At 65.8% G+C, this 26,244-nt stretch carries 28 protein-coding genes and 1 tRNA gene; 12 read left to right on the top strand and 17 right to left on the bottom strand.

Going from position 1 to position 26,244, the window contains the following annotated elements; all coding sequences use genetic code 11:
• Positions 1–72 precede the first annotated feature (72 nt).
• From MJO58_RS25835 to MJO58_RS25825, 3 genes are all read left to right on the top strand, one after another.
• Positions 73–627 carry a type 1 glutamine amidotransferase domain-containing protein gene (locus tag MJO58_RS25835; protein WP_239721401.1) on the top strand — a complete coding sequence of 185 codons (555 nt, stop codon included), beginning with the start codon at positions 73–75 and terminating at the stop codon, positions 625–627.
• A gap of 96 nt (positions 628–723) precedes the next feature.
• Positions 724–1,416, top strand: coding sequence for a HemK2/MTQ2 family protein methyltransferase (locus MJO58_RS25830; RefSeq protein WP_090607578.1), 693 nt, complete (start codon positions 724–726; stop codon positions 1,414–1,416).
• Complete coding sequence (locus MJO58_RS25825; RefSeq protein ID WP_090607576.1) at positions 1,413–1,622, top strand: CDGSH iron-sulfur domain-containing protein; 210 nt, start codon at positions 1,413–1,415, stop codon at positions 1,620–1,622. Before MJO58_RS25830 ends, MJO58_RS25825 begins: the two co-directional genes overlap by 4 nt.
• Before the next feature lie 3 nt (positions 1,623–1,625).
• Here MJO58_RS25825 and MJO58_RS25820 read toward each other — a convergent pair whose 3' ends face one another.
• The 6 genes from MJO58_RS25820 to MJO58_RS25795 are packed head-to-tail and all read right to left on the bottom strand — an operon-like array spanning position 1,626 to position 7,238.
• Positions 1,626–2,645, bottom strand: coding sequence for an iron-containing redox enzyme family protein (locus MJO58_RS25820; protein WP_239723447.1), 1,020 nt, complete (start codon positions 2,643–2,645; stop codon positions 1,626–1,628).
• A gap of 46 nt (positions 2,646–2,691) precedes the next feature.
• Complete coding sequence (locus tag MJO58_RS25815) at positions 2,692–4,929, bottom strand: SpoIIE family protein phosphatase (RefSeq protein WP_090607573.1); 2,238 nt, start codon at positions 4,927–4,929, stop codon at positions 2,692–2,694.
• Positions 4,926–5,552 carry a SpoIIE family protein phosphatase gene (locus MJO58_RS25810; protein ID WP_239721400.1) on the bottom strand — a complete coding sequence of 209 codons (627 nt, stop codon included), beginning with the start codon at positions 5,550–5,552 and terminating at the stop codon, positions 4,926–4,928. The genes MJO58_RS25815 and MJO58_RS25810 overlap by 4 nt, the downstream gene beginning before the upstream one ends.
• A complete protein-coding gene (locus MJO58_RS25805) occupies positions 5,545–5,955 on the bottom strand; it encodes an anti-sigma regulatory factor (RefSeq protein ID WP_090607567.1) in 411 nt (136 codons plus the stop codon). The genes MJO58_RS25810 and MJO58_RS25805 overlap by 8 nt, the downstream gene beginning before the upstream one ends.
• Positions 5,945–6,334: an STAS domain-containing protein gene (locus MJO58_RS25800; protein WP_090607564.1), complete on the bottom strand. Its 390-nt coding sequence runs from the start codon at positions 6,332–6,334 to the stop codon at positions 5,945–5,947. The genes MJO58_RS25805 and MJO58_RS25800 overlap by 11 nt, the downstream gene beginning before the upstream one ends.
• 22 nt (positions 6,335–6,356) lie before the next feature.
• On the bottom strand, positions 6,357–7,238 hold the full coding sequence (locus MJO58_RS25795) for an STAS domain-containing protein (RefSeq protein WP_090607561.1): 882 nt from the start codon (positions 7,236–7,238) through the stop codon (positions 6,357–6,359).
• A 159-nt stretch (positions 7,239–7,397) separates the two neighbouring features.
• Here MJO58_RS25795 and MJO58_RS25790 point away from each other — a divergent pair, with 159 nt between their 5' ends.
• Positions 7,398–7,766: an STAS domain-containing protein gene (locus tag MJO58_RS25790; RefSeq protein ID WP_239721398.1), complete on the top strand. Its 369-nt coding sequence runs from the start codon at positions 7,398–7,400 to the stop codon at positions 7,764–7,766.
• Positions 7,767–7,850: 84 nt separating this feature from the next.
• Complete coding sequence (locus MJO58_RS25785) at positions 7,851–8,351, top strand: DUF6328 family protein (RefSeq protein ID WP_090609652.1); 501 nt, start codon at positions 7,851–7,853, stop codon at positions 8,349–8,351.
• Here the strand turns inward: MJO58_RS25785 and MJO58_RS25780 are convergent, their stop codons facing one another.
• Positions 8,352–9,026: an HAD family hydrolase gene (locus MJO58_RS25780; protein ID WP_239721397.1), complete on the bottom strand. Its 675-nt coding sequence runs from the start codon at positions 9,024–9,026 to the stop codon at positions 8,352–8,354. It abuts the gene before it with no gap.
• A gap of 412 nt (positions 9,027–9,438) precedes the next feature.
• On the opposite strand from MJO58_RS25780, the gene MJO58_RS25775 reads away from it, so the two are divergent.
• Together MJO58_RS25775 and MJO58_RS25770 are read left to right on the top strand one after the other, a co-directional pair.
• Entirely contained in the window at positions 9,439–9,738 is a 300-nt protein-coding gene (locus tag MJO58_RS25775) for a DUF4193 domain-containing protein (RefSeq protein WP_090609651.1), read from the top strand.
• A gap of 24 nt (positions 9,739–9,762) precedes the next feature.
• Complete coding sequence (locus MJO58_RS25770) at positions 9,763–10,143, top strand: thiol-disulfide oxidoreductase DCC family protein (RefSeq protein WP_090607552.1); 381 nt, start codon at positions 9,763–9,765, stop codon at positions 10,141–10,143.
• A gap of 74 nt (positions 10,144–10,217) precedes the next feature.
• Here MJO58_RS25770 and MJO58_RS25765 read toward each other — a convergent pair whose 3' ends face one another.
• Positions 10,218–10,784: a hypothetical protein gene (locus tag MJO58_RS25765; protein ID WP_239721396.1), complete on the bottom strand. Its 567-nt coding sequence runs from the start codon at positions 10,782–10,784 to the stop codon at positions 10,218–10,220.
• A 401-nt stretch (positions 10,785–11,185) separates the two neighbouring features.
• Between MJO58_RS25765 and MJO58_RS25760 the strand changes: the two genes are divergently transcribed.
• Genes MJO58_RS25760 through MJO58_RS25750 form a run of 3 tightly spaced genes read left to right on the top strand, consistent with a single transcriptional unit; the run spans position 11,186 to position 13,898 of the window.
• Positions 11,186–12,373: a PPE family protein gene (locus MJO58_RS25760; protein WP_276553181.1), complete on the top strand. Its 1,188-nt coding sequence runs from the start codon at positions 11,186–11,188 to the stop codon at positions 12,371–12,373.
• A gap of 21 nt (positions 12,374–12,394) precedes the next feature.
• Positions 12,395–13,573, top strand: a complete 1,179-nt coding sequence (locus MJO58_RS25755) for a PPE family protein (protein WP_276553180.1) — start codon at positions 12,395–12,397, stop codon at positions 13,571–13,573.
• A 7-nt stretch (positions 13,574–13,580) separates the two neighbouring features.
• Complete coding sequence (locus tag MJO58_RS25750; protein ID WP_090607541.1) at positions 13,581–13,898, top strand: DUF732 domain-containing protein; 318 nt, start codon at positions 13,581–13,583, stop codon at positions 13,896–13,898.
• Here MJO58_RS25750 and MJO58_RS25745 read toward each other — a convergent pair.
• Positions 13,895–14,710, bottom strand: a complete 816-nt coding sequence (locus MJO58_RS25745; protein WP_090607538.1) for a COG4705 family protein — start codon at positions 14,708–14,710, stop codon at positions 13,895–13,897. The genes MJO58_RS25750 and MJO58_RS25745 overlap by 4 nt on opposite strands.
• A gap of 206 nt (positions 14,711–14,916) precedes the next feature.
• Here MJO58_RS25745 and MJO58_RS25740 point away from each other — a divergent pair, with 206 nt between their 5' ends.
• A complete protein-coding gene (locus tag MJO58_RS25740) occupies positions 14,917–15,621 on the top strand; it encodes a response regulator transcription factor (RefSeq protein ID WP_239721395.1) in 705 nt (234 codons plus the stop codon).
• On the opposite strand, the gene MJO58_RS25735 is transcribed toward MJO58_RS25740, so the two are convergent.
• From MJO58_RS25735 to ponA2, 6 genes are all read right to left on the bottom strand, one after another.
• On the bottom strand, positions 15,567–16,985 hold the full coding sequence (locus tag MJO58_RS25735) for a sensor histidine kinase (protein WP_239721394.1): 1,419 nt from the start codon (positions 16,983–16,985) through the stop codon (positions 15,567–15,569). The two genes, MJO58_RS25740 and MJO58_RS25735, sit on opposite strands and share 55 nt — an antisense overlap.
• Before the next feature lie 14 nt (positions 16,986–16,999).
• On the bottom strand, positions 17,000–18,265 hold the full coding sequence (locus MJO58_RS25730; RefSeq protein WP_239721393.1) for a COG4705 family protein: 1,266 nt from the start codon (positions 18,263–18,265) through the stop codon (positions 17,000–17,002).
• Between the two features lie 60 nt (positions 18,266–18,325).
• Positions 18,326–18,402, bottom strand: a tRNA-Pro gene (locus tag MJO58_RS25725).
• 68 nt (positions 18,403–18,470) lie between these two features.
• Positions 18,471–19,577 carry an L-cysteine desulfhydrase Cds1 gene (cds1, locus tag MJO58_RS25720; RefSeq protein ID WP_217493149.1) on the bottom strand — a complete coding sequence of 369 codons (1,107 nt, stop codon included), beginning with the start codon at positions 19,575–19,577 and terminating at the stop codon, positions 18,471–18,473.
• Positions 19,574–20,533, bottom strand: coding sequence for a metallophosphoesterase (locus MJO58_RS25715; protein WP_090607529.1), 960 nt, complete (start codon positions 20,531–20,533; stop codon positions 19,574–19,576). Before MJO58_RS25715 ends, cds1 begins: the two co-directional genes overlap by 4 nt.
• A gap of 46 nt (positions 20,534–20,579) precedes the next feature.
• Positions 20,580–23,006, bottom strand: a complete 2,427-nt coding sequence (gene ponA2 / locus MJO58_RS25710; protein ID WP_090607526.1) for a transglycosylase/D,D-transpeptidase PonA2 — start codon at positions 23,004–23,006, stop codon at positions 20,580–20,582.
• Between the two features lie 361 nt (positions 23,007–23,367).
• Between ponA2 and MJO58_RS25705 the strand changes: the two genes are divergently transcribed.
• Positions 23,368–23,718 carry a WhiB family transcriptional regulator gene (locus MJO58_RS25705; protein ID WP_090607523.1) on the top strand — a complete coding sequence of 117 codons (351 nt, stop codon included), beginning with the start codon at positions 23,368–23,370 and terminating at the stop codon, positions 23,716–23,718.
• A 283-nt stretch (positions 23,719–24,001) separates the two neighbouring features.
• On the opposite strand, the gene bagB is transcribed toward MJO58_RS25705, so the two are convergent.
• Both bagB and bagA read right to left on the bottom strand, forming a co-directional pair.
• On the bottom strand, positions 24,002–25,159 hold the full coding sequence (gene bagB, locus MJO58_RS25700; RefSeq protein ID WP_239721392.1) for an ATPase BagB: 1,158 nt from the start codon (positions 25,157–25,159) through the stop codon (positions 24,002–24,004).
• Positions 25,156–26,178 (bottom strand): ATPase BagA, encoded by a 1,023-nt coding sequence (bagA, locus tag MJO58_RS25695; RefSeq protein ID WP_090607518.1) that lies wholly within the window; start codon positions 26,176–26,178, stop codon positions 25,156–25,158. Before bagA ends, bagB begins: the two co-directional genes overlap by 4 nt.
• Between the last annotated feature and the right edge of the window lie 66 nt (positions 26,179–26,244).

Raw genomic sequence — 26,244 nt, 5'->3', positions numbered from 1 at the left:
TTTGATGAGTTCCGGCAAGGGTATTCGGGCCGAGATTGCAACCTGCGCCGTCCAACCGGGAAGGAGAACACGATGGCAAACGAACTGCAAGGCAAGGCAATCGCTATTCTGGCGGCCGACGGGGTGGAAAAGGTAGAACTCGAGCAGCCACGCGCGGCCCTCAAGCAAGCGGGTGCGCACGTCGAAGTCCTCTCACTGAAGTCCGGCGAAATCCAGGCGCGCGAACACGATCTCGAACCCGCCGGACGATTCACGGTCGACCGTGCGGTGTCGGACGCCTCGGTGGAGGAGTTCGATGGACTGGTACTGCCGGGCGGCACGGTGAACCCCGACAAACTGCGCAATGACGCGACCGCGGTTTCGTTCGTTCGCGACTTCGTCGGATCGGGAAAGCCGGTCGCGGCCATCTGTCATGGGCCGTGGACGCTGGTCGAGGCCGGGGTGGCGGCCGGGCGCAGACTCACCTCCTATCCGAGCATTCGCACCGACCTGCGCAATGCCGGCGCGCACGTGGTCGACGAGGAGGTCGTGATCGACGGCAACCTGATCACCAGTCGTTCCCCGTCGGACCTGCCGGCATTCTGCTCCACGCTGATCAAGCAATTAGCGCACGCAACAACGGGTTAGGCCTCGCCGGGCGGGCGTGGCGTTTTAACGCATTGTTTGTGGGAATTACCCACAAAATGCCGTGATCGCCACGGCGATCTCCCGAAAGGCCCGCCGTTGACGAGCACGTACCCCGTTACCGCCGAGGTGTTAGCTGAGCCGACTGTGTATCAGCCACAAGCCGATTCCCGATTGCTGGTTCGCGCGATGCAATACAGCGGACTGATCCCCGGGCGACGTGTCCTGGATTTGTTTACCGGAAGCGGGTTCGCCGCGATTGCGGCAGCCGAAATGGGTTGCGCCAGTGTGACGGCGTTCGATATCTGCCCGGACGCGGTGGATTCCACTCAGGGCAATGCGATCGTCGCGGGTGTCGATATCGACGTCCGGGAAGGCTCGTGGATCGCCGCCCTCAGATGCGCACCGTTCGAGGTCGTGGTGGCCAACCCGCCCTACGTGCCCACCCCGCCGCAGGATGACATCGACGTGGTCTCGCCGGGCGTGGGCCCGTCGTGGGCTTGGAATGCCGGCAGAGACGGCCGGCGGGTGCTGGACCCGCTTTGCGCAGCGGCATCAGACCTGTTATGCGACGGCGGATCCCTGCTGTTGGTGCAGTCGACCCTGGCCGGCGTCCATCGTTCGTTGGACTACTTGCGCTCTACCGGCTTGGGTGCCGATGTCGTTGCGTCCGAACGCATTCCATTCGGGCCCGTGCTGACGCAGCGCGCGGGTTGGCTGGAGCAGATCGGCTTGGTGCCGCAAGGCTGCCGGGAAGAGGACCTGGTGGTGATCCGGGCGGACAAGCGATGACCGGGACACGGGTACGGGTGGTCCCCAAGGGGCCCATCCTGCTACCGGGTCCGGTGCGGATCGAAGTCGACGACGGCCGGGTGGTCGAATCCGACCGGTTCATGGTGGCCATCTGCACCTGTGGGCGCAGTCGCGAATACCCATTGTGCGACACCAGCCACCGGCGCTGCCGCCACGTCGAAGGCGTTGGCACGAAGCCTGATTGAGATCTAACTAAGCGGTCGCCGCAACGAGCTCTGGCCCCGCTTCCACGCCGTCATGATGGTGTCGGCGAGGCGATCCTCGACGGCAGCGAGCGCCCGCATCCCGAAAACGATGTCGCTGTCCAGCTCCGGTTCGCGGGCTACTAGATCGCCTACCACGTCGAAGCGCACCACCTGTTCGTGCACGGCGTCGGCCTCGACGTGTTCGCGGTAGAACGCGACGCACGCCGGTGGCGCGTCCATCCGCTCGAGCGCTTGGGCCATTCGCCGGGAGCCGGGCGATGACGTGATCTCCGTGGCAGCGAAATGTCCGATCGCCGCGCCGCGCAGCCGCCGGTGCAGGCCGAACAGTGACATCAGGTTGACCACCGCAAGCGCCTCGGCGGGCACGGCGTCCAGGTATCCCAGGTAGGTGGTGTCCAGATCGGCCGCCGCCAGCAGGTCCGCGAAGAGCTGTTGGTGTGCTCGGTGGCGTTGCCCGGCGCCGTACTCGTCGAATTCGATCGCCACGAATGCCGCCTTGGCGCCGCCCGTCAGCCGCGGGATGGCCCAGGCATGCGGATCCCCCTCCTTGAGGTGATACATCGATCGGTGCACGAAGTATTCACGCATCTGCTGCCAGGTCCCGGTGTCGCGCAGATAGTAGGACGGCCCGGTGCCGTTGACGGGTTCGACGGACATGGCGTCCATCTCCGCCGTCGCGGTCCGGTCGCGTTCGATGGGGCCGACATCGCGACGCACGCCCGCCAGAAAGGCACGCTCGAGTTCGGCGCGCAGTCGCAGCAGGTCGGGATTCCACTCCCAGGTGGGATCCACGCCCGCAAAACCCCGATAGTGCAGCTCGTAGCACACGCACAGGGCCAGCTGCAGGTCGAGCCCGTACGGATCCGAATCGCCTACCGATGAGCCGATTCGCGCGAGGTGGTCTACGGATGGCGGCCCGGCCAGCGCCCGACACACGGCCGTCGACAGTGGTCCGTGGGCCGCCGGAAGGGCGGGTTCGATGCTGATCGACGCGCGGGTCACGTCGTTGGACATACCACGAAAGGGGTCATGGCAAACGGTGTCCTTTCTAGCGGCCGCCGGACCAGTCGTCGCTACCGGCGGGTGCCGCCGGTAGCCGGAAGGTGATGTCAACTACGGTTCCGGTTGGGCTGCTGTCGATCTCCATCATGTCGCTGATGGCCCTCATCAGGATCAGGCCACGTCCGCTGTTGCCCGGATTGATCGCCGGCGGTTTCCAGGAACCACGGTCGGTGATGCGGGCGCGGACTTGGCCGTCCACCGTTTTGACTTCGAGCAGCGTTGTTCCGAGGCCGTGTCCGCGGTAGGCGTGCTCGACGCAGTTGGTGCATCCCTCGTTGACGACCAGCACGATATCGTCGATGAGTTCGTCGGGGACATCAGAGGCTCTGAGCCAGTCTGCCAACCGATGCCGGATGCTGGCCAATTCGTCTGCGATAGCGTGTGTTTCGATCCGTAGCGGCGCCTGCTGGTGTCGGTAAATCACCATCGCCACATCGTCGTCGTATCCGGCTGCCGGCGCCAGCTCGCGCAGCACCGCATCGGCGACGGCGTCCAACGGCAACGTCCGTGTCTCCACCAAAACTTCCGCGGCGCGGGTTATTCCGTCGTCGAGCGCCTCATGTTTGCGTTCCACCAATCCGTCGGTGAACACCATCAGCGTCGAGCCGGACGGCAGCCGCCGGGATATTTGCGGGCGAGGTTCGTCTCGAAGGACCGCGAGTGGCACCGACCGGGCATCGGTGAGCACCGTCGTGCCCGACGGTCCGGCGAGCACCGCGGGCATATGACCGGCATTGCTGTACTCCAACATGCCGGATTCGGTATCCAGAATGGCGAGAAAAACAGTGGTGCAGTACGCATTCGGAATGAGCGAGGCCGCCAGGTCGAGTTGCTCGAGCACCGCCGCGGGGCCGGCGCCGTTGATCAGCAGCGCGCGCGCCGAACTACGCAACTGACCCATGATCGCCGCGGCAGGCAGGCCCCGCCCCACGCAGTCGCCGACGACGATGCCGATGCGGTGATCGCCGATCGACAGCACGTCGTACCAGTCGCCGCCGATCTCCAACGGTGGGACGGCGGGCTCGTAGCGCATCACGAATCCCGGTGGCGACTCGATAGGCGGCAACATCGCGCGCTGCAACGTCAGCGATGTCTCACGGGCACTTTCGAATTGGCGGACATGCTGCATGGCCAGACTTAGATGACCGATCAGCACCGTGATCAACAACCGATCCTCCGCGCTGAGCCACCGCGGTGCGCCGAGCTCCAGCCATAAGGCAAGGTCTCCGGTACCGGAGAGCACCGCGACCAATCCCTGCGCCTTGCCCGGCTTATTGGGCCGCTCAACGGTTTTGGCAGTCAGCGGCAGCTGGTGGCGGGCGTCCTGGAAGGTGTCGCGCAACCAGGGATCCAGTCCGCGCCAGGTTGTTACGGCGGGTTCGCCCGCCACCTGAACCGTCGGTTCGCCGTCGCCGCCCGCCCAGGTCACGGCGATCACCCGCTGGACGCCGATCGCCGTGCGGCATTCGTCGAGGGTGATCGCCAGCAGTTCGGCAACGCTTTTGGCTACCGCCACGGCGGTGGCCAGGCGCAGGACCGCACTCTCGCGAGCCGCGAATGCCCGTTCCGCTGTGACGTCGCGAACCGTGCCCACGTAGACCGCTTGCGCCGTTTCGGATTCCTTGACCGCGTTGATGCTCACCATCACCCAGGCCAGATGCCCGTCCCGATGCCGAATCGGTGTCTCGTACTGGGTGCCGCCTTCGCTGCGGACCCGGGATTGGTGTTCTCGCGCCGTCTTCTTGTCGACCAGCCATGGGTGCGGCCACCGGTAGGGCAAGCCCTCGGTGGGGTAGCCGAGGATCTCGATGAAGGCGTTGTTTATCTCGATGATCGAGCCCTCATGATCGGCGACGAAGAAGCCCTCCTGCAACGAATTCACAAGGGCGGTACGGAATTTGTCTCGGTCGGCCAGCCCGTCGGCTCGAGCCCGTTGCTCGGCGTAGCGCTTGGTGCCGTCCAGGAATCCGCGAGTCGCGACGTCGAGCGGCGCCAGGGTCTGCAGCAGGAATTCCAGCGCGATCGGTGCATCGATTTGAATGTCCTCGGACAGCTCGAGGACCATGCGCACGTGTTGCTCGATGATGTCGAGCATGCTGATTTGTTCCTGCAGTGCCCGGCGGCCGAGCTCGTGGCCGACGGCCAGGATGCTGTCGTCGCGCGTCTCCAGATAGGTGCGCAACGAGGCGAGATACTGGGCGTGAAAGACGTCTGCATCGGTCATGATGAGGCTCCCCTGTGACGCGCGGCGAGCACCATGGCGTCGTCGGTCTCCTTCGCGTGCTTACCCAGAATGTGGTCGGCGATCACCATGGCCGACGCGGCCAAGTCGATGTGGTCCAGGTGATCCTCGGTGATGCCATCGCTGGCCAGCACGATCAGGTCGCCGACGCGCAGTGAAACCACCTGGGCTGGCCTGATTTCCGGGATGCGATAACCGACGATGCCGGCGGCAAGGCGCGCACTGGACCGGATGCGGACGCCGGTCACATCCTTGGAGACGAGGTGGGCGCTGACATTTCCCACTCCGGTCCAGGTGAGCGTTTTGGCCGCAAAATCCACTCGCGCCAACGTCATGGCGACTCCCCTGGTCCCACCCAACACACGGTGGCACAGCTGGATCAAGACCTCGAGACGTTCGCCCGGGCTCCGCTGGACCGCATCGACGGCGCGCATCGCGGCGCTGGCGGCGGCGGGGCCGTGGCCGAGGCCGTCGACCACACCGAATAGCGCCGCGCCGTCATCGACGGCGACCGCGATCTTCCGATCGCCGCTGATGTTCTCGCCGGGGAGTGGGCGCCCCGCGTTCGCCCACTCGATTGGCCCTAGGCGACCGTTTTCACGCACGGCCGGGAACCCATTTCCACATCTCGACGACCGTTCCCTTGCCGAGCGCGGATTCCACGATCAGGCGGTCCATCAGACGGCGCGATCCCGGCAGGCCCATGCCCAGCCCGCGACCGGTCGAGTAGCCATCCTCCATCGCCCGCTCCACGTCGGCGATGCCTGGGCCGTCGTCCTCAGCGCGGACGATCAGAGCCCTGCGACCCTCACGGTCGGCCACCCACAGATGGACGACGCCCCGACCCGCGTAGCTGGTGATATTGCGTGCGATTTCGGAGATCGCCGTGGCGATCATGGTGACGTCGGTCAGCGAAAACCCGAGTTCTAGTGCGATCTGGTGTCCGGCTCTCCTGGCGGCGACGATGTCGTCGGGGTTATTGATAGCGACGACAATGTCAGCCGCCACCATCGCGCCCGATCGTCGATTTCCCCACTCCCCGTTGGCGATTCAGCAGGGAAAGGCCCTCTTCGAGATCCAGTGCGGTGTTCATGTCGTCGAACGCCAGACCCAGTTGAACCATGGCAAACGCGACTTCTGGCTGCAGACCCACGATCACGGTGTCGGCGCCGCGCAGCCGAGTCATGTGTGCGATTGTCCGCAACGAGCGGGCCGCAAACGAGTCCATCACGTCGATCGCGGTGACGTCGACGATGATGCCCTGCGCGCGGAATTGGCTGACCCGCTCCATCAGGTCGTACCGCAGTCGTTCCGCATCGGAATCGGTGAGTGCGGCCTGCACCGAGGCGATCAGGATCGAGCCTTGTTTCAGGATGGGTACTGGCATACGGGGCCCGTGTCGGTCGTGCTCACCCGGTCAGCTCGCCGGTGCGTGTGACTTCGTAGCCGAGCAGGCGCTCGGCCTCCTCGATACCACCCTGCAGGTCACCGACGGCATTCATCTTGGACAGATCCAGGCCGATCGTCACCAGCGTCAGGGCGATCTCCGAGGACAGACCGGTGATGATCACGCTGGCGCCCATCAGGCCGGACGCATCCACCGTCTGCACCAGGTGGTTGGCCACGGTGGAGTCGATGGTCGGCACACCGGTGATGTCGATGACGACGACTTTCGCGCGGTTGGCGCGGATGGCTCTCAGCAGCTGCTCGGTAACCTGGCGGGCCCGCTGGCTGTCCAGGACACCGATGATCGGCAGAATCAGCAACTGTTCGCGCACCTGCAGCACCGGCGTGGACAGCTCGCGGATCGCCTCCTGCTGCTGGCGGATGATGCGCTCGCGCTCCTGCACGAAGGACACACCGACGGTGTTGGCGATACGGTTGGCGGCCGGTTCGTAGGCGTCCAGCACCCGGTTGAGCATCTCGAACTCGGTCTGATACTTCTCGAACAGCGAGCGCGCCAGCACGTCTCGCAGCAGCAGCACGATGCCGAGAACCTCGTCGGTTTCCACCCCTCGGGGGATGATGCGCTCGGACAGGTCGCGGGCGTAGGCCTGCAGCGCCTCGACGCTGCCGGTTTCGAGCACCTCGACGTAGTTGTCGTAGACGGCGGTCGCCTCGGAGAAGAGCTCCTCCGGCGTCATCGCGGTCAGCAGTTCGGCCTCGGTGATTCGTCGGGCCCACTCCTCGCGGAGAACCGTGCGATTTTGCCGCAGGTGTTGCACAAGCTGGGGAAGCAGACCTTCGCTGGAGACACTTGCGGTGGTGCCGGTGCTGCTGGAATCTGACATCTGGCCTCCCGTGTGCCGCGTCGCGCTCCGCAGTGCGCAGGTTCTATGGGGAGACTAGCCTGGTTTGACGCGGGGCAGGTGTTGAGGTCTTCTTCTTCTCGCAGTTCGCACGGCAGGTTAGGCTTGCACCACACTTAAGGCCCGGACGAAGGATCGCCATTGTCAGCTCCTGATTCGATTACCACGTTGGTTGCGGACCACGATGGGGTGTCCGTGGTCAGTGTCAGCGGTGAAATCGACTTGGTCACCGCTCCGGCCCTGGAGCAAGCAATCGGTGCAGTTGTTGCTGAAGGGCCGTCCGCGCTGGTTATCGACCTGTCCGCGGTGGAGTTTCTCGGCTCGGTCGGGCTGAAGATCCTTGCGGCGACCTACGAGAAACTCGGCAAGTCGGCGGAGTTCGGGGTGGTCGCGCGGGGTCCGGCGACCCGACGCCCGATCCACCTGACCGGTCTGGACAAGACTTTCCCGCTTTATCCGACGCTCGACGACGCGTTGACCGCCGTGCGAGACGGCAAACTCAACCACTGACTTTCGCTGCTGGTACCCGCGCCTGGGGTTTCCTCGGCCGCGGGGTCCCGCACCTGGGTTGCAGTCGGTGCGATGATCACCGACATGGATGTCGACCACCCGGAAGACGACCAGCGGTGGGACCGCAATAAGCGCGGTGAGAGCGAAACCGCGCGGCTGGACCGTAACTGGAACAGCCTGTTGCAGGAACTGCGGGTGGTGCAGACCGGCGTGCAGCTGCTTACCGGGTTCCTCCTGACACTCCCGTTCCAGCAGCGATTCGACGTTCTCGATCAACAGATGCGGATCGCCTACTTGGTGACCGTGGGATGTTCGGTGGGGGCAACGGTGCTGCTGATCGCCCCGGTCGGCATACATCGGCTGTTGTTCCGGCGGCATCGCTTGCAGGTGCTGGTGTCGGCCGCGCACCGGTGCGCCTTCGCTGGGCTGGCGCTGCTCGGATTGGCGCTGACCGGGGTAACGGTCATCGTCTTTGTCGCCGTGGCCGGAACCACCGCGGGAATGATCGCGGGAGCGTGTGCACTCGCGCTGTTCACCATCTTTTGGTGGGTGCTACCGCTTTCGCTGCGTACCCGCGGTATGTAGTCAGCGGCTGTGCGCGAGCGCCGCGACGCGGGTGGAGTCCAAGTGATCGAGCAGGTTCTGCGGGTCGTCGAAGATCGGTGATGCGTCGGCCGCCCGCAGTTCGGCATCGGAGATGCCGCCGCTTCGCACGCCGATGCACGGCACTCCAGCTGCCTTGGCGGCGTGGGCATCCCAGACGGCGTCGCCGACGAACACCGCCTGCTCGGAAGTCACCCCGGCCCGGTCCAGCGCCACTTGCACGATGCCCGGCTCGGGTTTGGCGGTATCCACGTCGCGGGACGACGTCGACGCTGAGATCACGTCGTCGCAGTCGAGCACCTTGCGCAGCGTCTCGAGTTCGTCCTCGGGCGCCGAGCTGGCCAGTACTACCTGAAGGCCCAGATCGGCGACGCGGTGCAGCAACTCCCGCGCGCCAGGCAGTGGTGTGAGCAGTCCGGATACCTGCCGGTAGTACCGGCTGTGTGCGTCGCTGAGCCGTTCTTGGATGTCCGCCGGGGCGTCGTCGGACAGGGCGTGCACCAACTTCGAGCCGTCCATGCCGATGCATCGGTGGATCTTCCATGCCGCGACCGCTACGTCTTCGGAGTCGAAGGCGCGTTGCCAGGCGTAGACGTGCAGATAGTTGGAATCGACCAGGGTTCCGTCCACATCGAACAGGACAGCGGGAGCATTCATCGCTGCGGCATACCCGCCTGGCGGTCGCCTGACACGGCCGTTTAGCCGCTCCGGGCTCGCGGGTGGGTCACAACGGCGTTGGTAGGCGGGGCGCATTTTGCGCCGAGATCGAACCACATGCATCCGCTCGACGTGGATAGTGTTAATTCGCAACACGATTCATGAGGACTTGGGATGGACTACCCGGTTGATCACACGCGCCAGCATGCTGGCGAAACTCTCAAACACGCCACCAACGTCCCCGGCCTGGTCGCGATCGCCGTTGCGGTGGGCTGCACACGCCGAATGGTCGATCAGGCAATTTTCTTATGTTTGACACAGTGTGGGGCGCCGCAGAACGGGGTACCGGTTGTGCCATGGGGGAGTACATCGGACGTGCGTCATCCCGCCACCCTGCATGAAAGGTCTGCCCATGAAGACAGCAAGCGATTACGACGCACGTCGCGTGACCGACGCCGACAGCCAGGAACCCGAGCTACGCCAACTGGATCCGAGCTTGTCGGGATCGGCCACGGCCGTTGTCGACGAGGACCCCAACGATGTGCATTTCTTCGAGCTGCCCGGAGCTGATTTGTCCGGCGAGGAGTTGGCCGTCACGGTGATCCCGCAGCGGTCCGACGAATTCACCTGCACCAGTTGCTTCCTGGTCCAGCACCGACACCGGATGGTCCTGACCAGCTCGGGGCGTCCCGTTTGCACCGACTGTGCCTAGTGCGTTGGGCATTACAATCGAAGGATGCACGGCGTTCTAGTCTTCGATGGCAGGTGCGGGGTATGCACTCGGGCGGTCAACGCGTTGGTTCGGTGGGATCGCACGGGCATGCTGCGCGTCGAACCGATGCAGACACCCGGGATGGCCGAGCGACTCGGCGTCACCGACGACCGAATGCTCCAATCCGCCTGGTGGGTGGACTCTTCCGGGGTGATCTTGGGCGGGGCGCACGCAATGAACGCAGCCCTGTCGGTGGCGCTGGGCACCCGCATCCCGCTGTGGATCTATCGGATCCCCGGCGTGGCAGGCGTGCAAAACGTCATCTACCGCTGGGTGTCGGCACACCGCTACCGTTTCCGCGGTGCGACGCCGCTGTGCGAGGCTGAACCCGAACGTTGCGCGTAGTAGCCGTCGCTGAGTCGCCGACGGTGTGAAATGCATTCTGTGCGTTATCTTTTCGAGCGGATACGGCGCGTAATCTAACTCTGCGCCCACTCGCGCCCGCAGTCACGGCACTGCCGAACGACCGTCGACCATTCCGGCTCACCCTCGACCGGCTGCCGAACCAGATGAGTGCATTCGTCGCCGCAGCCGGGACAGGCGCAGGTCGCGAGGTACGGCTCGACGGGTTGCGCGCTCATCAGGTGCAGGTTCTCCGCCCGCGAGAACGGCACGATCGCCAGGCGCTCCGGGCGGGGGGCGGCTTTCGGAGTGTCGAACCACAAGAGGCCACAGACCACCATGCTCACGGCACCGAAGATCGCCACGATGACCAGCGGGATGTTCCATGGCCAATTCGGCGGGATCGGCGTGAGCGCGAGAAACAGCATCACGGCGGAGACCAGCAAGCTGATGATCGTGCCCGGTTTGGCGAATCGGTAGCCGCCAACCTGCAGCGCCTCCCAGACATCGAGCTCCTGCTGCCGTTGGGCGACTTCTAAAAGAGTTGGGTGATAGGGAAATTCGGCGTTCGACCCAGAGCCGGGCGGCGAAGTCCCGCGCCGACTCGTCTCGTGCAGCGTGGAACTCGGCCTGACTAATGCCATGCGCGCCAAGTTTAGTGCGGGGTGTCCACCCCGGCGAGCCGACGATTGTCGACGCGGCCGTGCGGCCGCGGGTGAGCGAGCCGATGGTTTAGCCCCGCTGTTAGCCGGACCGATGGAGGCCGGGACGGTCGCGCTGCGCTCAGGGCAAATGTCGCGAAAAGTCGCAGCACGGACGGCGGGAGACGCTCCGGCCAGAATTAATAGCTGGTGCAGGCCATATTCCAATGATTCCTCAGCGATGACTCAGCAACGAATCTGTAGCCTCGGGCGCTGGAAGCAACACCGGGCAGTGCTGCTCATCGACAACGATTTTCGCTCGCCGCGGGGCCGGATCGATTTGCGACGATCCGCACGGCACCCGGCACGAACACAAACCGATATTCACGCCGAGGGGGCAAACCTTGCTGGATTTTGCGGCGTTACCACCGGAAGTCAATTCGACCAGAATGTATACCGGCCCCGGATCGGGGCCATTGCTGGCAGCTGCCACCACCTGGTACGCGCTGGCGGCCGAAATACGGCTGGCAGCAACAGCTTACGGTTCGGTGATCGGGGACCTGATCAGCGTGGGCTGGTACGGTCCGTCATCGTCGTCGATGTTCGCCGCGGTCGCACCCTATATAGCTTGGCTCAACAATACGGCCGCGCAGGCCGAGCAGACCGGCATGCACGCCAACGCGGCGGCGGCCGCGTTCGAGGCCGCGTTCGCGATGACCGTGCCCCCGCCGGTCGTGGCGGCCAACCGCACGATGCTGGCAAACCTGTTGGCTACCAACGTGTTCGGGCAGAACACTCCGGCGATCGCGGCCACCGAAGCCCAGTACGCCGAAATGTGGGCCCAGGATGCCGCGGCGATGAATGGCTACGCCATGGCGTCGAACGCCGCGGCACAGCTGACGCCGTTCACATCGCCGCGGACGAACACCGCTCCCGACGCACCGGCCAGACAAAATGAGGCCGTCACCCAAGCGGTCAACACGCCGGCCGGGAATGCGCAGTCATTGGCGTCGACGCCTAGCTTCACAGCAGATGACGCGAATGCTGTTGCCGCGGCACCCCAAGGATCTGTCACCGACTACCTGACGGGGCTGTTGGACGGGTCGCACAACAGCGCGCTGGGCAGCTTTTTGGGAAGCACCTTTTTCAGCAACTCGGTCGTCACCGGTTCGCTTGGCGGCGGTCCGTTCAACCCGCAGACCATCCTGGCATCGGCGGTGGGTGTGGGTGCTTTGGGCTCGAGTGCCACCATCATGTCGGGTCTAGAGGAGTTCGGCTTCGGCGCGGAAGGTGCCGGGACTGCCGCCCTGGCGTCCAACACAGTCGGCTTGTCCGGCGCATCGGCAGGGGTCGGCAACGCGCATCTGGTCGGGTCGATGTCGGTGCCACAGAGCTGGGTCTCCGCCGCCAACATCACCCCCGCTCTGGCGGGGGCGCCTGTCACGGGGCTGAGCGACATCGGGTCGTCCGCGGCGGGCGGGCCGGGCGGTGTCGCAGGACCGCTGGCCGGCAACGGCCGCAGGTTACGCCGCTCCATTCCCAGGTACGGGATTCGCCCCGTCGTTATCCCGCGTCCGCCGGCCGCCGGTTAAGAGACCTCAGGAGAAATTGTCATGCTGAATTTCGGGGCGTTACCGCCGGAAGTCAACTCGGCGAAGATGTACGCTGGCCCCGGGGCCGGATCAATGCTGGCGGCCGCGGCCGCATGGAATGCGACGGCTGCCGAATTACGTTCCGCAGCAGATAGTTACGATGCCGTCATCAGCTCGCTGGTTAGTGAGGGATGGCTGGGCCCGGCTTCGGCGAAGATGGCTGCGTCGGTCCAACCCTACGTCGCGTGGCTGCAGACCACCGCGGCGGCGGCCGAGCGAGCCGGCGCGCAGGCCAACGCGGCGGCCGCCGCATATGAGGCAGCCTTTGCCGCGACGGTGCCCCCGCAGGTCGTCGCGGCCAACCGCATATTGCAATCAAACCTGTTGGCAAGCAACATCTTCGGCCAAAACACGTCGGCGATCGCGGCCACCGAAGCCCAGTACGGCGAGATGTGGGCACAGGATGCCTCGGCAATGATCGGCTACACCAGCGCGTCGCGCGCGGCCAGCGAGATGATGCCGTTGCGCCCACCGCAGTCGGACACCGCCGCGATCGGGGCGGCCCTGCAGGCCGACGCGGTCGACAATGCCGTGGCGGCACCGGCTGCGACCAGTATCTGGGATTGGCTTGGTCTTTCGCCCAACTCGAATACGTCCACCGAGGGCCTTGCCGGCATCATGAACCTTTTCAGCAACTCCAACCAGAACCTGATCGGGGCATTCCTGAACAACGCCTCCGTCTCGGGCCTGTCAAACGCCTTCACCACCAACGGAATTCTGAACCCGACGTCATTCATCGATTCGGCGGTGACGATCAACGGCCTGGGCGCCGTAGGCGCAACCACGTCGGGGCTGCAGGATCTGGCCGCCGGCCTTGCCAGTGCACCTGTGTCGGCGACGACGAGCCTGCCCGGCGCGGCAGCCTCGGCGACCCTCGGGGAGGCCAGCCTGGTGGGGGCCCTATCGACCCCGCCCGGTTGGACCGGCGCCGGGGTAGCGGTCAGCACGGTCGCCACGACCACTCGGATCGGGGCCGGGGCCTACCACGGCTTTGGCGCCGCCACCCCGATGGTGATGGAAGACGTTGGGGCAGTGGGCATGCCGGGGCTGCCGCTTGCCGGTTCGCATGAAGACGAATTCGCCGATCCGATCTACGGGTTCCGCCCCCGCGTCATCGGGCGTCCACCGGCCGCGGGTTAGGGGACAGATGAAAGCCCTCCCGCTGCTGGCCAGCGTCATCGCGATGGTCGGCCTGTCCGCACCCGCTCACGCCGATCCCGCTGACGATGCGTTTCTCGCCGCGCTGAGCAACGCAGGGATCACCTATCAGAGCCCGGACCGCGCGATCAAGGCGGGTCAAAAGGTGTGCGACTTGGCTAACTCGGGGACTTCGCAGCTTGACATTGTCCGGGACATCAAGGATCTCAACCCGGCCTTCACCATGGCCAAAGCGGCTCGGTTCGCCCACGCTGCAGCGAGTGCTTACTGCCCCGAACTCCTCGATGCCGGTGGCGGCGGGAACTAATCCGCCGTCGCATCTGATTCCGCCGGCTCGGCGTCTTGCCGTGAGCCAGAGTCGGAGCCGGGATGTCGGCCCGGCCGTTGCGGCAACACGATCAGCAAAACGATGATGACGCCCGCGAGTACCGCCGAGGCGAGCGGGCGGCTCAGGTTCAGGCCGCCGTGATCGACGGGCTTGTCGAGGAAATCGCCGACGGTCGCACCAAGGGGTCGGGTCAGGATGAAAGCCAGCCAGAACAGGGTGACGCGCGAAATGCTCGTCCAGAAATAGAGGCCCGCGACCACCAGCAACGCGACGCCGAACACCAGCGCACCGCCCTCGTACCCGAGCCCCCCGTCGTCGGCGAGCCAATCGCCGAGCGCGGTGCCCAGGGTCTGCGAAAAGGTGATGGTGGCCCAGTAGAAGGCTTCGACTTTCGGCGTCGACACGGTATTCACCGACACCGTCCCCTGCGACCAATGCCAGAGTCCGAGGGTGGCCAACAGGAGGAACAACAGCAGGAGCGAGCCGCCCGCGTACCCGATCCCGAGCGAGCGGTCGGCGAAGTCGGCCAACACGGTGCCGAATGTCGTCGAGGCCACGATCGTGAGCCAGTACAGAACCGCGTGGAACCGCTTGGCCAAAATCTGTGCGACGACCAGTGCGATCAGCGTGCCGCCGAACAGGGCCACGCCGGCCAGATATCCCCAATCCAGCGTCATCGTGACGGTGTCGCCGCCCGTCTCGCCCAGCGTCGTGGCCAGCACCTTGATGACCCAAAAACCAAGGGTGACCGCCGGTACCTTGCTTAACGCATGCTTCGTCATGTCACTCATGGATGATCACCTGTCGATGTGCGGACCGCGTAAGTTATTCCTATCGTTGCTGAGCCGAGTTGAGAAGACGCTGAGATTCCGTATGGGTCAGCTGTGTGCATGACGATGAGAACCTCCTCAGTGGTTTCTCAGCGTTCTCGTGCCACCGTGGTCAAGTGGGCTTGCCGCGGGGATCCGCGACGCCACGATGAGAAGGGGCGGGGCGGGTGAAGGTGCTGATCGTCGAGGACGAGCCGCGGCTGGCCGCGACGCTGACGATGGGCTTGCGCGCCGAGGGATGCGTGGTGACCACTGCCGACAACGGTAACGACGGGTTGTGGGAGGCCACCGAGCACCGTTTCGACGTGATCATCTTGGACATCATGTTGCCCGGGATCAGCGGCTACGAGGTCGTTCGCCGCATGCGCGCGGCCCAGGTGTGGACGCCGGTGTTGATGCTCACCGCCAAGGACGGCGACTACGAGCAGGCCGACGCGTTCGATCTGGGCGCGGACGACTATCTGACCAAACCCTTTTCGTTCATCGTGCTGGTCGCGCGGCTGCGGGCGTTGGTTCGGCGCGGTGCCCCCGAGCGGCCGGTCGTGTTGACCGCGGGCACCTTGTCGCTGGATCCGGCGCGGCGCATCGTGCGTCGCAACGACGACACGATCGCGCTGACACCGCGCGAGTACGGACTGCTGCACTACCTGATGCGCAACAAGGGCACGGTGGTGAGCAAGACCGACATCCTGCACAACGTCTGGGATCCGCACTTCTCCGGTGATGACAACCTCGTCGAGGTCTACGTCTTCTATGTGCGGCGAAAGATCGATCTCCCGTTCGGCACCAACACAATTGCGACGGTGCGCGGGGTCGGCTATCGGCTGGAGGCCGGCGAGGACGCCGACGTCGCGGTGCCCAGCGGCAGCTGAACGACCACCGCGGTGCCGCCGCCAGGGCGGTCGTCGATGCGCACGCTGCCGCCGTGCGCGGCCACGATTTCGAACACGATGGCCAGCCCGAGTCCGGTGCCGCCGCCGCTGCGGGATCGGTCGGTGTCCAGGCGCACGAACCGCTCGAACACGCGCAGCCGGTCGACCGGCGCGATCCCCGGACCGTCGTCGGCGACGGTCAGCCACGCCTGAGAGTGTTCGGACCGCACCGCCACCTCCACTCGCGAGGTCGCATGTCGCGCCGCGTTGTCGAGCAGGTTGCGCAGCACGCGTGCCAGTGCGCTCGCGTCACCGACCAACCGCGTCGGAGCAAGTTCGGCATGCACGTCCAGCGCCGTCTCGCGGCGCAGCCGGCTGACCTCGGCGACGGCCAGATCGTCGATGTCGGTGTCGGTGCGGCGCAGCGCCAGGCCGCGTTCGTCGGCGCGGGCCAACAGCAGCAGGTCCTCGACCAACGCCTGCATCCGGCGCGCTTCGGGCAGCAGCGTGTCGACGGCGAGCCGGTCGTCGAGCAACTCGGGGTGGGCGACGCCGACCTCGAGCGCCGAGATCACCGTCGACAGCGGGCTACGCAGTTCATGGGACGCATCGGCGACGAACCGGCGCTGGGCGGCTTGGCTGGATTCGAGGCGCGACAGCATCTGGTTCATCGTTGTCGCCAGCGTAAAGATCTCGTCGCGTTGGGCTGGCACCGGCACTCGCTCGGTGAGATCGGACGCGCTGATATCGGCAACCCGGGAGCGAATCGCTTCCACCGAACCCAGCGACCGTCGCACCAGAAGGTAGGTGGCCACGCCCGCCGCCGCGATCACCAATGGCGCGGCCGCGGCCAGCCCGATCGCCACCGTCAAGACGGTGCTTTCCATGTCGTCGGTGCCGGCCCCGACGAGTACGAAGTAGCGACCGGTCGGCGTCTCGAGCGACTGTCCGGCCACCCGGACGTCGTGCATCCGCACCTCGGCGCCCGTGATTCCGATCCGCGGGGTGCTTCCAATCGCGTTGAGCGCCAGCATCGGCGGCTCAGGCGTGGAGCTCGACGAGGCCACCGAATGGCCGGCGCCGTCGAGGATCTGGACGGCGACGATGCGTTGGTCGGTGGCCAGCAGGGGCGGATCGAGGTCCGGAGTGGTCTCCGACTGCAGCGTCCTGGCGATGTCGCGCAGCCGACTCGCCGCGGCGTCGTCGGCGGCAGAAATCAACGCGAAATACAACACCAATAGCAGGATCGCACCGGCCATCGTCAGTGCCACCAGGCTGACCGTCGCCGACACCACTGCCGAGCGCGCCGAGATGCTCCACGCTCGCGGGTGCAGCAACCTCGGCTTCCTGCCTGAATGTGCCATCAGCACGGACCGTACTACTGCAGCGCGCTCAACAATGCGGTCACTAGCTGCTTCTCGGTGGCCGGGTTGGGCATCGGTGCCCGCAAGGCCGCCAGTGCACCGTCGATCTGCTTGTCGAGGGTGTGCCACGCGCTTTGGTTCATCGGCTTGAGCTTCGGTTCGTCGTCATCCCATGCGGTTTCCAGGTCCGTGATTCGCGCCTTGGCGCCGGCCTGATCGCCGGCCCGCAATTTGGACAGCGTGTCCTGCGTGATGGACCGGAATTTGGCGACCTCGGCCGGCGGGAAAGCCGCGGCCGGTTGTCCCGGCTGGGCAGGCGCGGTGATCGTGGCAGCGGTGGCCGAATCCAATTCTTCGTCGCTCTCGGGGCCGTCGGCATGACCGTGGGCACTCCAGAGCAGCAGTGCGCCGGTAGCAACCGCCGCCGCCGTGTAATAGCCGAGCATCAGCCGCTCGCGGGTCGGGTTGGTCGTGACAGTCGTTGCGCGGGTTGGGTTTTCGTCATCGATGACATCGCTGCGGCTGACCATCAGGTACCCGACGGTGACGAGAATCGCGGCCAAGAAGATCGCGCTGGTGATCGCGGTCCCCCAACCCAGACCGTGGCTGGCCGATGGGGAGGCCAGCCAGTCGCCGAGGTTGGCGCCCAGTGGGCGGGTCAGGATGTAGGCCAGCCAGAAGGACAGCACCGGGTTGGCGCCCACCCGCCAGCCGATCGCGATCGAGGCGATCAGGGCGGCCGGCAGCAGCACCGAGGTGCCCGGCCCCCAGCCGGTGAGCTGTAACGTCCAGTCGCCGACGGCAGTACCCAGGGCGAAGGTGACCAGCACCGCGAGCCAGTAGCACAACTCGCGCGGCGTCGTGACGATGCTGTGGATCGACAGCGTGCGCTCCCGGGCATACCAAACGCCGAAGACAACGGCCAATATCGTCGCGAACACCGCCGTGCTGACCGCCAGCGGCACGTGCAGCTTGTCGGTCAGCAGGTCGGTGTAGAGCGTGCCGGTGATGCTCAGCACCACGACCGCCAGCCAGTAGACGATCGGCAGATAGCGGTCGAGGATCAACTGGAAGGCCAAAACGATGCCCAGGGCGACGGTGAAGATCAGTGCCGTCACGCTGAGGCCGAGGCCCACCGTCGTACTGATCCAGTCGGCGAAACTCTCCCCGACGGTGGTGCACAGGATCTTGATCACCCAGAACCACACGGTGACCTCAGGGACCTTGCTGAGCATCCGGCGGGGCGTGCGAAGGGCGATGGAAGGCAGCATCTGACTCATGGCGCCCGAAGGTACCTAGGAGTCGCTGAGTCAACGCTTAGGAAGTGCCAGCCGCAAAACTGGTCGGGGTGGCGGGATTTGAACCCACGGCCTCTTCGTCCCGAACGAAGCGCGCTACCAAGCTGCGCCACACCCCGCTTGAAGCCTCGACAGCCTATCGCACCTGCCCGCCGACTGCCCAAACCGCTGGCAGCGGGCCCCCGAGCTAGGTCCAGCTGGTGTTGCGCTCGAAGTCGACCAGCGCCGCGGCCGGACCGGTGAGATCGAGCCCCTGCGCGGCGACCCATGCGTCACTGAAATAGGTGTCGGCGTAGCGGTCGCCGCTGTCGGCGATCAGCGTGACGACTGAGCCACTGCGACCCGCGGCGACCATCTCGGCCAGCAGTCCGAAGGCGCCCCACAGATTGGTTCCGGTCGACGGCCCCACCCGCCGTCCCAGCACGGCACTGACGTGACGGGCCGCGGCGATCGACGCGGCATCGGGCACCGCGACCATGCGGTCCACCACGTCGGGCAGAAACGACGGCTCGACCCGCGGCCGCCCGATCCCCTCGATCCGGGACGACGTCTGCAGCACGAGGTCGTAGCGCCGCCCGGCATACGCGGGGAAGAACGCGGAGTTCTCCGGGTCGACGACGCACAGGCCGGTCGCGTGGCGCCGGTAGCGGATGTAGCGCCCGATCGTCGCGCTGGTTCCGCCGGTGCCCGCGCCGACGACGATCCAGGCTGGGATCGGGTACTTCTCGTCGCGCATCTGCGCGAAGATCGATTCGGCGATGTTGTTGTTGCCGCGCCAGTCGGTGGCCCGCTCGGCGTTGGTGAACTGGTCCATGTAGTGGCCGCCGGTCTGGCGGGCGACGCGCTGCGCCTCGTCGTACACCTCGCTGGAATTCTGCACGAAATGGCAACGGCCGCCTTGTGATTCGATCAGAGCCACCTTGGCGGAGCTGGTACTCTCCGTCATCACGGCGACGAACGGCAGGCCCAGCAGCGACGCGAAGTACGCCTCGGAGATCGCCGTCGAACCCGACGACGCCTCGACGACCGTGGTGCCCTCGCCGATCCATCCGTTGCACAGGGCATACAGAAACAACGAGCGCGCCAGCCGGTGCTTGAGGCTGCCGGTGATGTGCGTCGACTCGTCCTTGAGGTACAGCGCGATGTCGACGTCCGTGCCCCAGGCCGACGGCAGCGGGTAGCGCAACAGGTGGGTGTCGGCGCTGCGCCGGGCATCGGCCTCGATCAGCCGGATCGCATTGTCGGTCCAGCTGCGGGACAGGCTGCGGCCCGCGGTCTGGGTCCGATCGTTCAACGCAGGGATGCCGCGGGGCGTGAGCGACCCAGGTTGCTGCTGGAATCCCGCCCACCCATCGGAGCGGCGATCAACGTCAGCAGGGTCGCTTCCGGCCGGCAGCAGAACCGCACCGGCGCGAACGGGGAGGTGCCTAGTCCCGCGGAGACATGCAACTGCATGTTGGCTCCCCAGCGCGACGGCCCCTTGGCCCGGGTGCGGTCCAGGCCGCAGTTGGTCACTAGTGCGCCGTAGAACGGCAGGCACAGCTGCCCGCCGTGCGTGTGCCCGGCCATCACCAGCTGGTAGCCGTCGGCGGCGAAGCGATCCAGCACGCGCGGCTCAGGGGAGTGCACCAGGCCCAGTCGCAGATTCGCCGCCGGGCTGGCCGGCCCCGCGATCGTCTCGTAGCGGTCGCGGTCGATGTGTGGGTCGTCCACGCCGGCCGCGGCGAGGTGCAGGCCGGCCACTTCGAACTCGCGGCGCGTGTGGGTGAGGTCAAGCCAGCCACGCTCGGTGAACACCGCTCGCAGATCCTGCCAGGGCAGCGGCTCGCCCTTGATCCGGTGGGACGGGTTGGTCAGGTAGTTCAGCGGGTTCTTCAGCCGCGGCCCGAAGTAGTCGTTGCTGCCGAAGACGAAGACACCCGGCCGCGACAGCAGATCGCCCAGCGCCTGGATGACCGCGGGGACCGCTTTGGGATGCGCCAGGTTATCACCGGTGTTGACCACCAGGTCGGGCTCCCAGCCGGACAGCTCGCGCAGCCAGGCCTGCTTGCGGCGCTGGTTGGGCATCATGTGCAGATCGCTGATATGCAGTACGCGCAGCGGCGTGGAACCCGGCGACAACACGGGCATGGTTATCTCGCGCAGGACGAAGGCGTTGCGCTCAACGACCGCGGCGTAACCAATGCCGGCGACCGTCGAACCCAGCGCGACGGCGCCGGTGCGGATCAGAGCGGGCAAAACATCAGCCATGTACGCAGCCTACTGCTGGTTGGGGCCTCAGGAGCGTCTTGCGCGCCTATGGCGGCGGCTGTCCGGGCGGTGGTGGCGGCGCCAGCAGCGGAATGGTGATCGGCGGCAGACCCGGAATTTCCACGACCTGAGAGCCGACCGGCAGCGGCGCACCGTCCGGCGGCGGAGGCGGGGCCGGTGGGATGCCGTTGCTGACCTGAATCGTGACGACCGAGCCTGGGATCGTGTTGCCCGACGGCGATGTCCCGACCACCTCGCCCAACTTCGCGGTGCTGTTGACCGAGTTGGGCTGGTCGGCTACCTGGAAGCCGGCCTCCTTCAGGCGAGAGCGTGCCGCGTCGACGTCCATGCCGGCCACGCTCGGCACCCGCGAGCCGGGCGAACCCTCGACGTAGCGCGGATCCGTCGGCGGCAACTTGATGTCGCCGAAGCTGGTGGCGATTGGTTTCATGGCGGTGAACCAGGTCCGCGCGGGCTCGTTACCGCCATACAGGTCGCCCTCGCCGCAGTGCCGCAACGGGGCCGAACACAGATCCGTCGGCGAGGTGGAGTCGTCGTAGATGTAGTTAGCCGCGGCGTAGCGGCTGGTGAATCCGACGAACCCGGAAGAGCGGTGGGCCTCGGTGGTGCCGGTCTTACCCGACATCGGCAGGTCCCAGCCCGCGGCGCCGGCCGAACCGGCCGCGGTGCCGCCGCCGGTGGCGTCCTTGCTCATCGCGTTGGCCAGGGTGTTGGCCAGCCCCTCGGGCACCACCTGATCGCAGGTCTGGGTGGTCACCGCGACTTCGTTGCCGTTGCGGTCGATCAGCTTGTCGATCGGGTTGGGCGGGCACCACACACCGCCCGAGGCCAGCGTGGCCGCGACATTCGACAGCTCCAGGGCGTTCACCTCGATCGGGCCGAGGGTGAACGATCCAATGTTCTGCCGCTTGACGAAATCGGCCAGGCTTTCGTTGCTGTCGGGGTTGTAGTCACGGGCCGTGCCGGGGTCGGCGTAGGACCGCAGCCCGAGCTTGACCGCCATGTCGACCGTGCGCGTCACCCCCACCTGCGAGATCAGCTTGGCGAACGCGGTGTTGGGCGAGGTGGCCAGCGCCTCGGTGACGTTCATCGACCCGCGGTAGTTACCCGCGTTGACCACACACCAGGTGTCCTTGGGGCAGCCCTTGGCGCCACCACTACCCAGGCCCTTGGACTGGAACCGCGGCGGCACCTCCAGGGTGGCGTTGATGCCCATCCCCATGTCGAGCGCGGCGGCGGTGGTGAAGATCTTGAACACCGACCCCGCGCCGTCGCCGACGAGCGAGAAGGGCTGCGGGCGCATGGTCTGGCCCGCGTCGACGTCGAGTCCGTAGGTGCGGTTGCTGGCCATGGCCATCACCTTGTGCGAATCCTTGCCCGGCTTGATGACGCTCATCACGCTCGAGATACCGGGCAGAGTCGGGCTGGCGAACTTGTCGATCGCGCTCTTGACCGGGATCTGCACGTCGGGGTCCAGCGTCGTGCGGATCAGATAGCCGCCCCTGGCCACCTGTTCCTTACTGATGCCGGCGCGCGACAGGTACTCCTGGACGTAGTCACAGAAGAAGGCGCGGTCACCGGCGGCGATGCAACCGCGCGGCAGCTCGTTGGGCTGCGGCAAGATCCCCAGCGGCGTCGCCTTGGCGGCGCGCAGCGCGTCGGTCTCCTGCGGCAGGTTCTGAATCATCGTGTCGAGCACCAGGTTCCGCCGGGCCAGGGCACCGTCGGGGTTGGTGTAGGGATTCAGTGTGCTGGTCGACTGCACCATGCCCGCCAGTAGCGCCGCCTGCTGCCAGTTCAGATCCGACGCATTGATACCGAAGTAGGTCTGCGCCGCGTCCTGCACGCCGAACGAGCCGTTCCCAAAGGAGACGAGGTTCAGGTAGCGGGTGAGGATCTCCGGCTTGGTGAACGTCTTGTCGAGCGTGAGCGCCATCCGGATCTCGCGCAGCTTGCGGGCCGGGGTGGTTTCGACGGCCGCGCGCTTTTCGGCGTCGGTCTTCGCGGTCACCAATAGTTGGTAGTTCTTGATGTACTGCTGCTCGATCGTCGAACCCCCTCGGGTGTCGACGTCGCCGGACGCATAGCCCGCCAGCCCGGTCAGCGTGCCCTTCCAGTCCACCCCGTTGTGCTCGGCGAACCGCTTGTCCTCGATCGAGACGATCGCCAGCTTCATCGTGTTAGCGATTTTGTCGGTGGGCACCTCGAACCGGCGCTGCTCGTATAGCCACGCGATGGTGTTGCCCTTCGCGTCCACCATCGTCGAGACGGCGGGCACCTGCCCCTCGAGAAGTTGTGCCGAGCCGTTGGCGACCACCTCGGAGGCCCGGTTGGACATCAGTCCCAGCCCACCGGCCACCGGGAACAGCAGCGCCGTGGCGACCACGCTCGCCAGCAGGCAGCAGCCAGCCAGCTTGAGAATCGTGAGAGCTGCCGGGGGGCGGTCTGACATGCGTACTACAGTAACCGGCCGTTGTCGCGCGACGCGCCGTCGATCCGTACAGCGGATCTAGAACGCGTGACCTGCAACTTTGCTGTCAATCGGGATGGGATGTTCTCGATCGCGTTACATATCAGCTACCCAAAAGGGGTACTCGATCCCATGATTCCGCCTACGCTCAACGGCAAGACGGCACGCCCGTCCCAAAAAAAGCGTTATCAGACTGTTGCGCAATTGGCAGCTGACCACCTAACTTATACAGACGGTGAGATTCAGGTAACACCGATCAGCACAGTGTGGTGTAGATCGCAACGTTGATCTGCTACCCGAGGAGGGCGGTCGTTAATAGCGACCGGGAGGAAGGGAACAGCTCGTGTCAGGAACACGACCGGCGGCACGCCGAACCAACATTGCGGCGGCACAGGGGGTGCTGCACAGTGTTGATGCTGAAGAACGAATTGCCTGGGTGTCCCAAGCGTTATGCCGGACCACTGACCCCGACGAACTCTTCGTACGGGGCGCCGCCCAGCGTAAGGCCGCGGTGATCTGCCGGCACTGCCCGGTAATGCAGGAATGCGGCGCCGACGCGCTGGACAACAAGGTGGAGTTCGGCGTGTGGGGCGGTATGACCGAGCGGCAGCGCCGGGCATTGCTCAAGCAGCATCCCGAGGTCGTTTCGTGGTCCGACTTCTTCGACAAGCGCCGCAATCGCGGTATCAGCTGACGCTTCGACAGCGGGTGCGCCGCATCGCGGCGGCGCACTGGTAGACCGAAACTTACTATTACAGAACTGTTACAGCGCGAGTTGGATTCAGCGCATGTGCAATAGCGATTCTCGCGCCAACTAGCTTGTCCCAGACGGCAATTCGCCGATTTGCCGGGGTTCGGGTCCCATCGTTGTCACCCAGCACAATTTTTGGCGGCCGCTCAGCGGCGTAGTTGAACTGGCCGTCTCGCGCCGCTGAGCGGGCCGGATCGCCCTCAACGAGCGTTTCCTTCGCTTGTGCTCAGCGATCCGCTGCGCGGGCCGTGTCGTCGCCGGCCGCGGTGATTTGATCGGCGAGCGCACGCAGGGCTTCCAGATCCGAAACGTCGAACGGCAGCGACGGAACGCCCACGACCGGCACGTGTGGATTGGCGCCGGTGAATCGGGACAGCAGTCGGACCTCTCGCTTGGCGGTCTGGCCCCGGTCGGCGTGAATCTGGAGCACCGCCGTGGCCAGCGATGCGGCATCGGAGTCCGTATCAGACTTCAGCGACTCGATGCCGTCGATGGCCCGCTCCACCGGCAGTGCGCACAGCAGGGGATGGGTTCGGTTCAAGATCAGCCCCGCCAGCGGCATGCTCTCTTGCGAGAGCCGGTCGACGAAGAAGGACGCCTCACGAAGCGCGTCGGGTTCGGCCGCCGACACCACCACGAACTGGGTGCCACGCCTTTTCAACAGCGCGTAGGTGCGGTCCGCCTTCTCGCGGAAGCCGCCGAAAGTGGCGTCCAGTGACTGCACGAAGGCCGCCGCGTCGCCCAGCATCTGCGAACCGAGGACCGTCGAGAGCGCCTTCATCGCCAAACCCATTGCGCCGGTGACCAATTTGCCGATGCCGCGGCCCGGGGCGAGCAACAGCCGCCACAGTCGGCTGTCCATGAAGCTACCCAGACGTTTCGGCGCGTCCAGGAAGTCGAGTGCATTGCGTGACGGGGGAGTGTCCACCACCACCAGGTCCCAGCGGTCCTCGCTCAGCAGCTGGCCGAGCTTCTCCATCGCCATGTACTCCTGTGTTCCGGCGAGAGAGGTGGCGACCGTCTGGTAAAACTGGTTGTCCAAAATCGCTTGCGCCCGAACGCCTCCGGAATATTGGATCACCATTTCGTCGAACGTGCGCCGCATGTCGAGCATCATTGCGTGCAACTCGCCGGTGACCTCGGGCGCCAGCGGCACCCGCTGTGGCGTGTTGCCAAGATCGTTGACTCCCAACGCCTGCGCTAGCCGTTTGGCGGGGTCGATCGTCAAAACGCACACAGTGCGGCCATATTCGGCCGCGCGTAAAGCCATCGCCGCCGCGGTTGTCGTCTTACCCACGCCGCCGGCGCCGCAGCACACCACGACGCGGTTGGATCGATCGGCCAGAATTGACGCCAGGTCAAGGATTTTCGGTGTGGTACTCATCGAACTCCTTGCTGTGCAAGCGATTCCGACAGCTCATACAGGCTGCCGAGGTCCACACCGTCGGAGATCGCGGGCAACTCCAGCCGTGGCACCTTCAACGCGTCGAGCTGTTGTGCGGTCTCGGCCCGTGCCGCAATCCGGGTCGCGTGCTGAATGGTTTCGGTCAGTAGGCCGGCAAAGTCGTTGTCGCCCAGCTCGATTCCAGCCGTCTTCAACCCGGCGCGCACTGCGTCGGCATCGATGTCGCCCTCCGCGGCCTTAATCAGGTCGCGGGGCTCGAGGTAGGTCGGAATGTTGCGATTCACGATCACACTGCCGATCGGAAGTTGCATCTCGGCAAGCTCCTCGATGGCTTCCATCGTCTCCTGCACCGGCAGCGCTTCGAGCAGCGTGACCAAGTGAATGGCGGTCGCATCGGAGTGCAGCAGCTTGACCACGCCCTCGCTTTGCGAGTGCACCGGTCCACCCTTGGCCAGATCGGACACCGCTTTGGTGACGTCCAGGAAGCGTGCGATGCGGCCCGTCGGGGGTGCGTCGACGACTATCGCGTCGTAAACCGGCAGCTTGTTCTTGTCCCTGCGAACCACCGTCTCCTTGATCTTGCCGGTGAGCAGCACGTCGCGCAGGCCGGGCGCGATCGTCGTAGCGAACTCGATCGCACCGATTCGGCGCATCGCCCGTCCGGCGATCCCGAGGTTGTAGAACATGTCGAGGTATTCCAGGAACGCGGCCTCGATGTCGATCGCCAGGGCGTTGACCTGACCGCCGCGCTCGGCGGTGGCGATCTGCAGCTCCTGGTAGGGCAGCGGCGGAACGTCGAAGAGTTGCGCAATCCCTTGGCGACCCTCTACCTCCACCAGCAGGACTTTGCGGCCGCCGGCCGCCAGGGTCAGTGCCAGCGCGGCCGCGATCGTGGATTTGCCCGTCCCGCCTTTGCCGGTGACGAAGTGCAGGCGGGCCTTCGACAGTCGCGCCGGCCAGCCGACGGCAGCGTTGCCGCTAGAAGTGGTTTCCACCATCGCATGCTAGCCCGAGGCCTTCGCGGCCCCCGCAAATCGGGTAGCTACGTCGGATCGCGGTCCACC

This window comes from Mycobacterium lentiflavum (assembly GCF_022374895.2).
In the GTDB taxonomy this organism is placed as follows: Bacteria; Actinomycetota; Actinomycetes; order Mycobacteriales; family Mycobacteriaceae; genus Mycobacterium; species Mycobacterium lentiflavum.
The sequence above is the reverse complement of the archived record's forward strand: the minus strand, read 5'-3'. Positions and strand labels throughout refer to the sequence as shown.

Coding starts and splice junctions, on each gene's coding strand:
- MJO58_RS25775 (WP_090609651.1), top strand. CDS start 9,439: ATGAAGACAGCAAGCGATTACGACGCACGTCGCGTGACCGACGCCGAC.
- MJO58_RS25715 (WP_090607529.1), bottom strand. CDS start 20,533: ATGGCTGATGTTTTGCCCGCTCTGATCCGCACCGGCGCCGTCGCGCTG.
- MJO58_RS25750 (WP_090607541.1), top strand. CDS start 13,581: ATGAAAGCCCTCCCGCTGCTGGCCAGCGTCATCGCGATGGTCGGCCTG.
- MJO58_RS25755 (WP_276553180.1), top strand. CDS start 12,395: ATGCTGAATTTCGGGGCGTTACCGCCGGAAGTCAACTCGGCGAAGATG.
- bagB (WP_239721392.1), bottom strand. CDS start 25,159: ATGAGTACCACACCGAAAATCCTTGACCTGGCGTCAATTCTGGCCGAT.
- MJO58_RS25780 (WP_239721397.1), bottom strand. CDS start 9,026: ATGAATGCTCCCGCTGTCCTGTTCGATGTGGACGGAACCCTGGTCGAT.
- MJO58_RS25735 (WP_239721394.1), bottom strand. CDS start 16,985: ATGGCACATTCAGGCAGGAAGCCGAGGTTGCTGCACCCGCGAGCGTGG.
- MJO58_RS25765 (WP_239721396.1), bottom strand. CDS start 10,784: ATGGCATTAGTCAGGCCGAGTTCCACGCTGCACGAGACGAGTCGGCGC.
- MJO58_RS25800 (WP_090607564.1), bottom strand. CDS start 6,334: ATGCCAGTACCCATCCTGAAACAAGGCTCGATCCTGATCGCCTCGGTG.
- ponA2 (WP_090607526.1), bottom strand. CDS start 23,006: ATGTCAGACCGCCCCCCGGCAGCTCTCACGATTCTCAAGCTGGCTGGC.
- bagA (WP_090607518.1), bottom strand. CDS start 26,178: ATGGTGGAAACCACTTCTAGCGGCAACGCTGCCGTCGGCTGGCCGGCG.
- MJO58_RS25770 (WP_090607552.1), top strand. CDS start 9,763: ATGCACGGCGTTCTAGTCTTCGATGGCAGGTGCGGGGTATGCACTCGG.
- MJO58_RS25730 (WP_239721393.1), bottom strand. CDS start 18,265: ATGAGTCAGATGCTGCCTTCCATCGCCCTTCGCACGCCCCGCCGGATG.
- MJO58_RS25835 (WP_239721401.1), top strand. CDS start 73: ATGGCAAACGAACTGCAAGGCAAGGCAATCGCTATTCTGGCGGCCGAC.
- MJO58_RS25825 (WP_090607576.1), top strand. CDS start 1,413: ATGACCGGGACACGGGTACGGGTGGTCCCCAAGGGGCCCATCCTGCTA.
- MJO58_RS25745 (WP_090607538.1), bottom strand. CDS start 14,710: ATGAGTGACATGACGAAGCATGCGTTAAGCAAGGTACCGGCGGTCACC.
- MJO58_RS25795 (WP_090607561.1), bottom strand. CDS start 7,238: ATGTCAGATTCCAGCAGCACCGGCACCACCGCAAGTGTCTCCAGCGAA.
- MJO58_RS25785 (WP_090609652.1), top strand. CDS start 7,851: ATGGATGTCGACCACCCGGAAGACGACCAGCGGTGGGACCGCAATAAG.
- MJO58_RS25815 (WP_090607573.1), bottom strand. CDS start 4,929: ATGACCGATGCAGACGTCTTTCACGCCCAGTATCTCGCCTCGTTGCGC.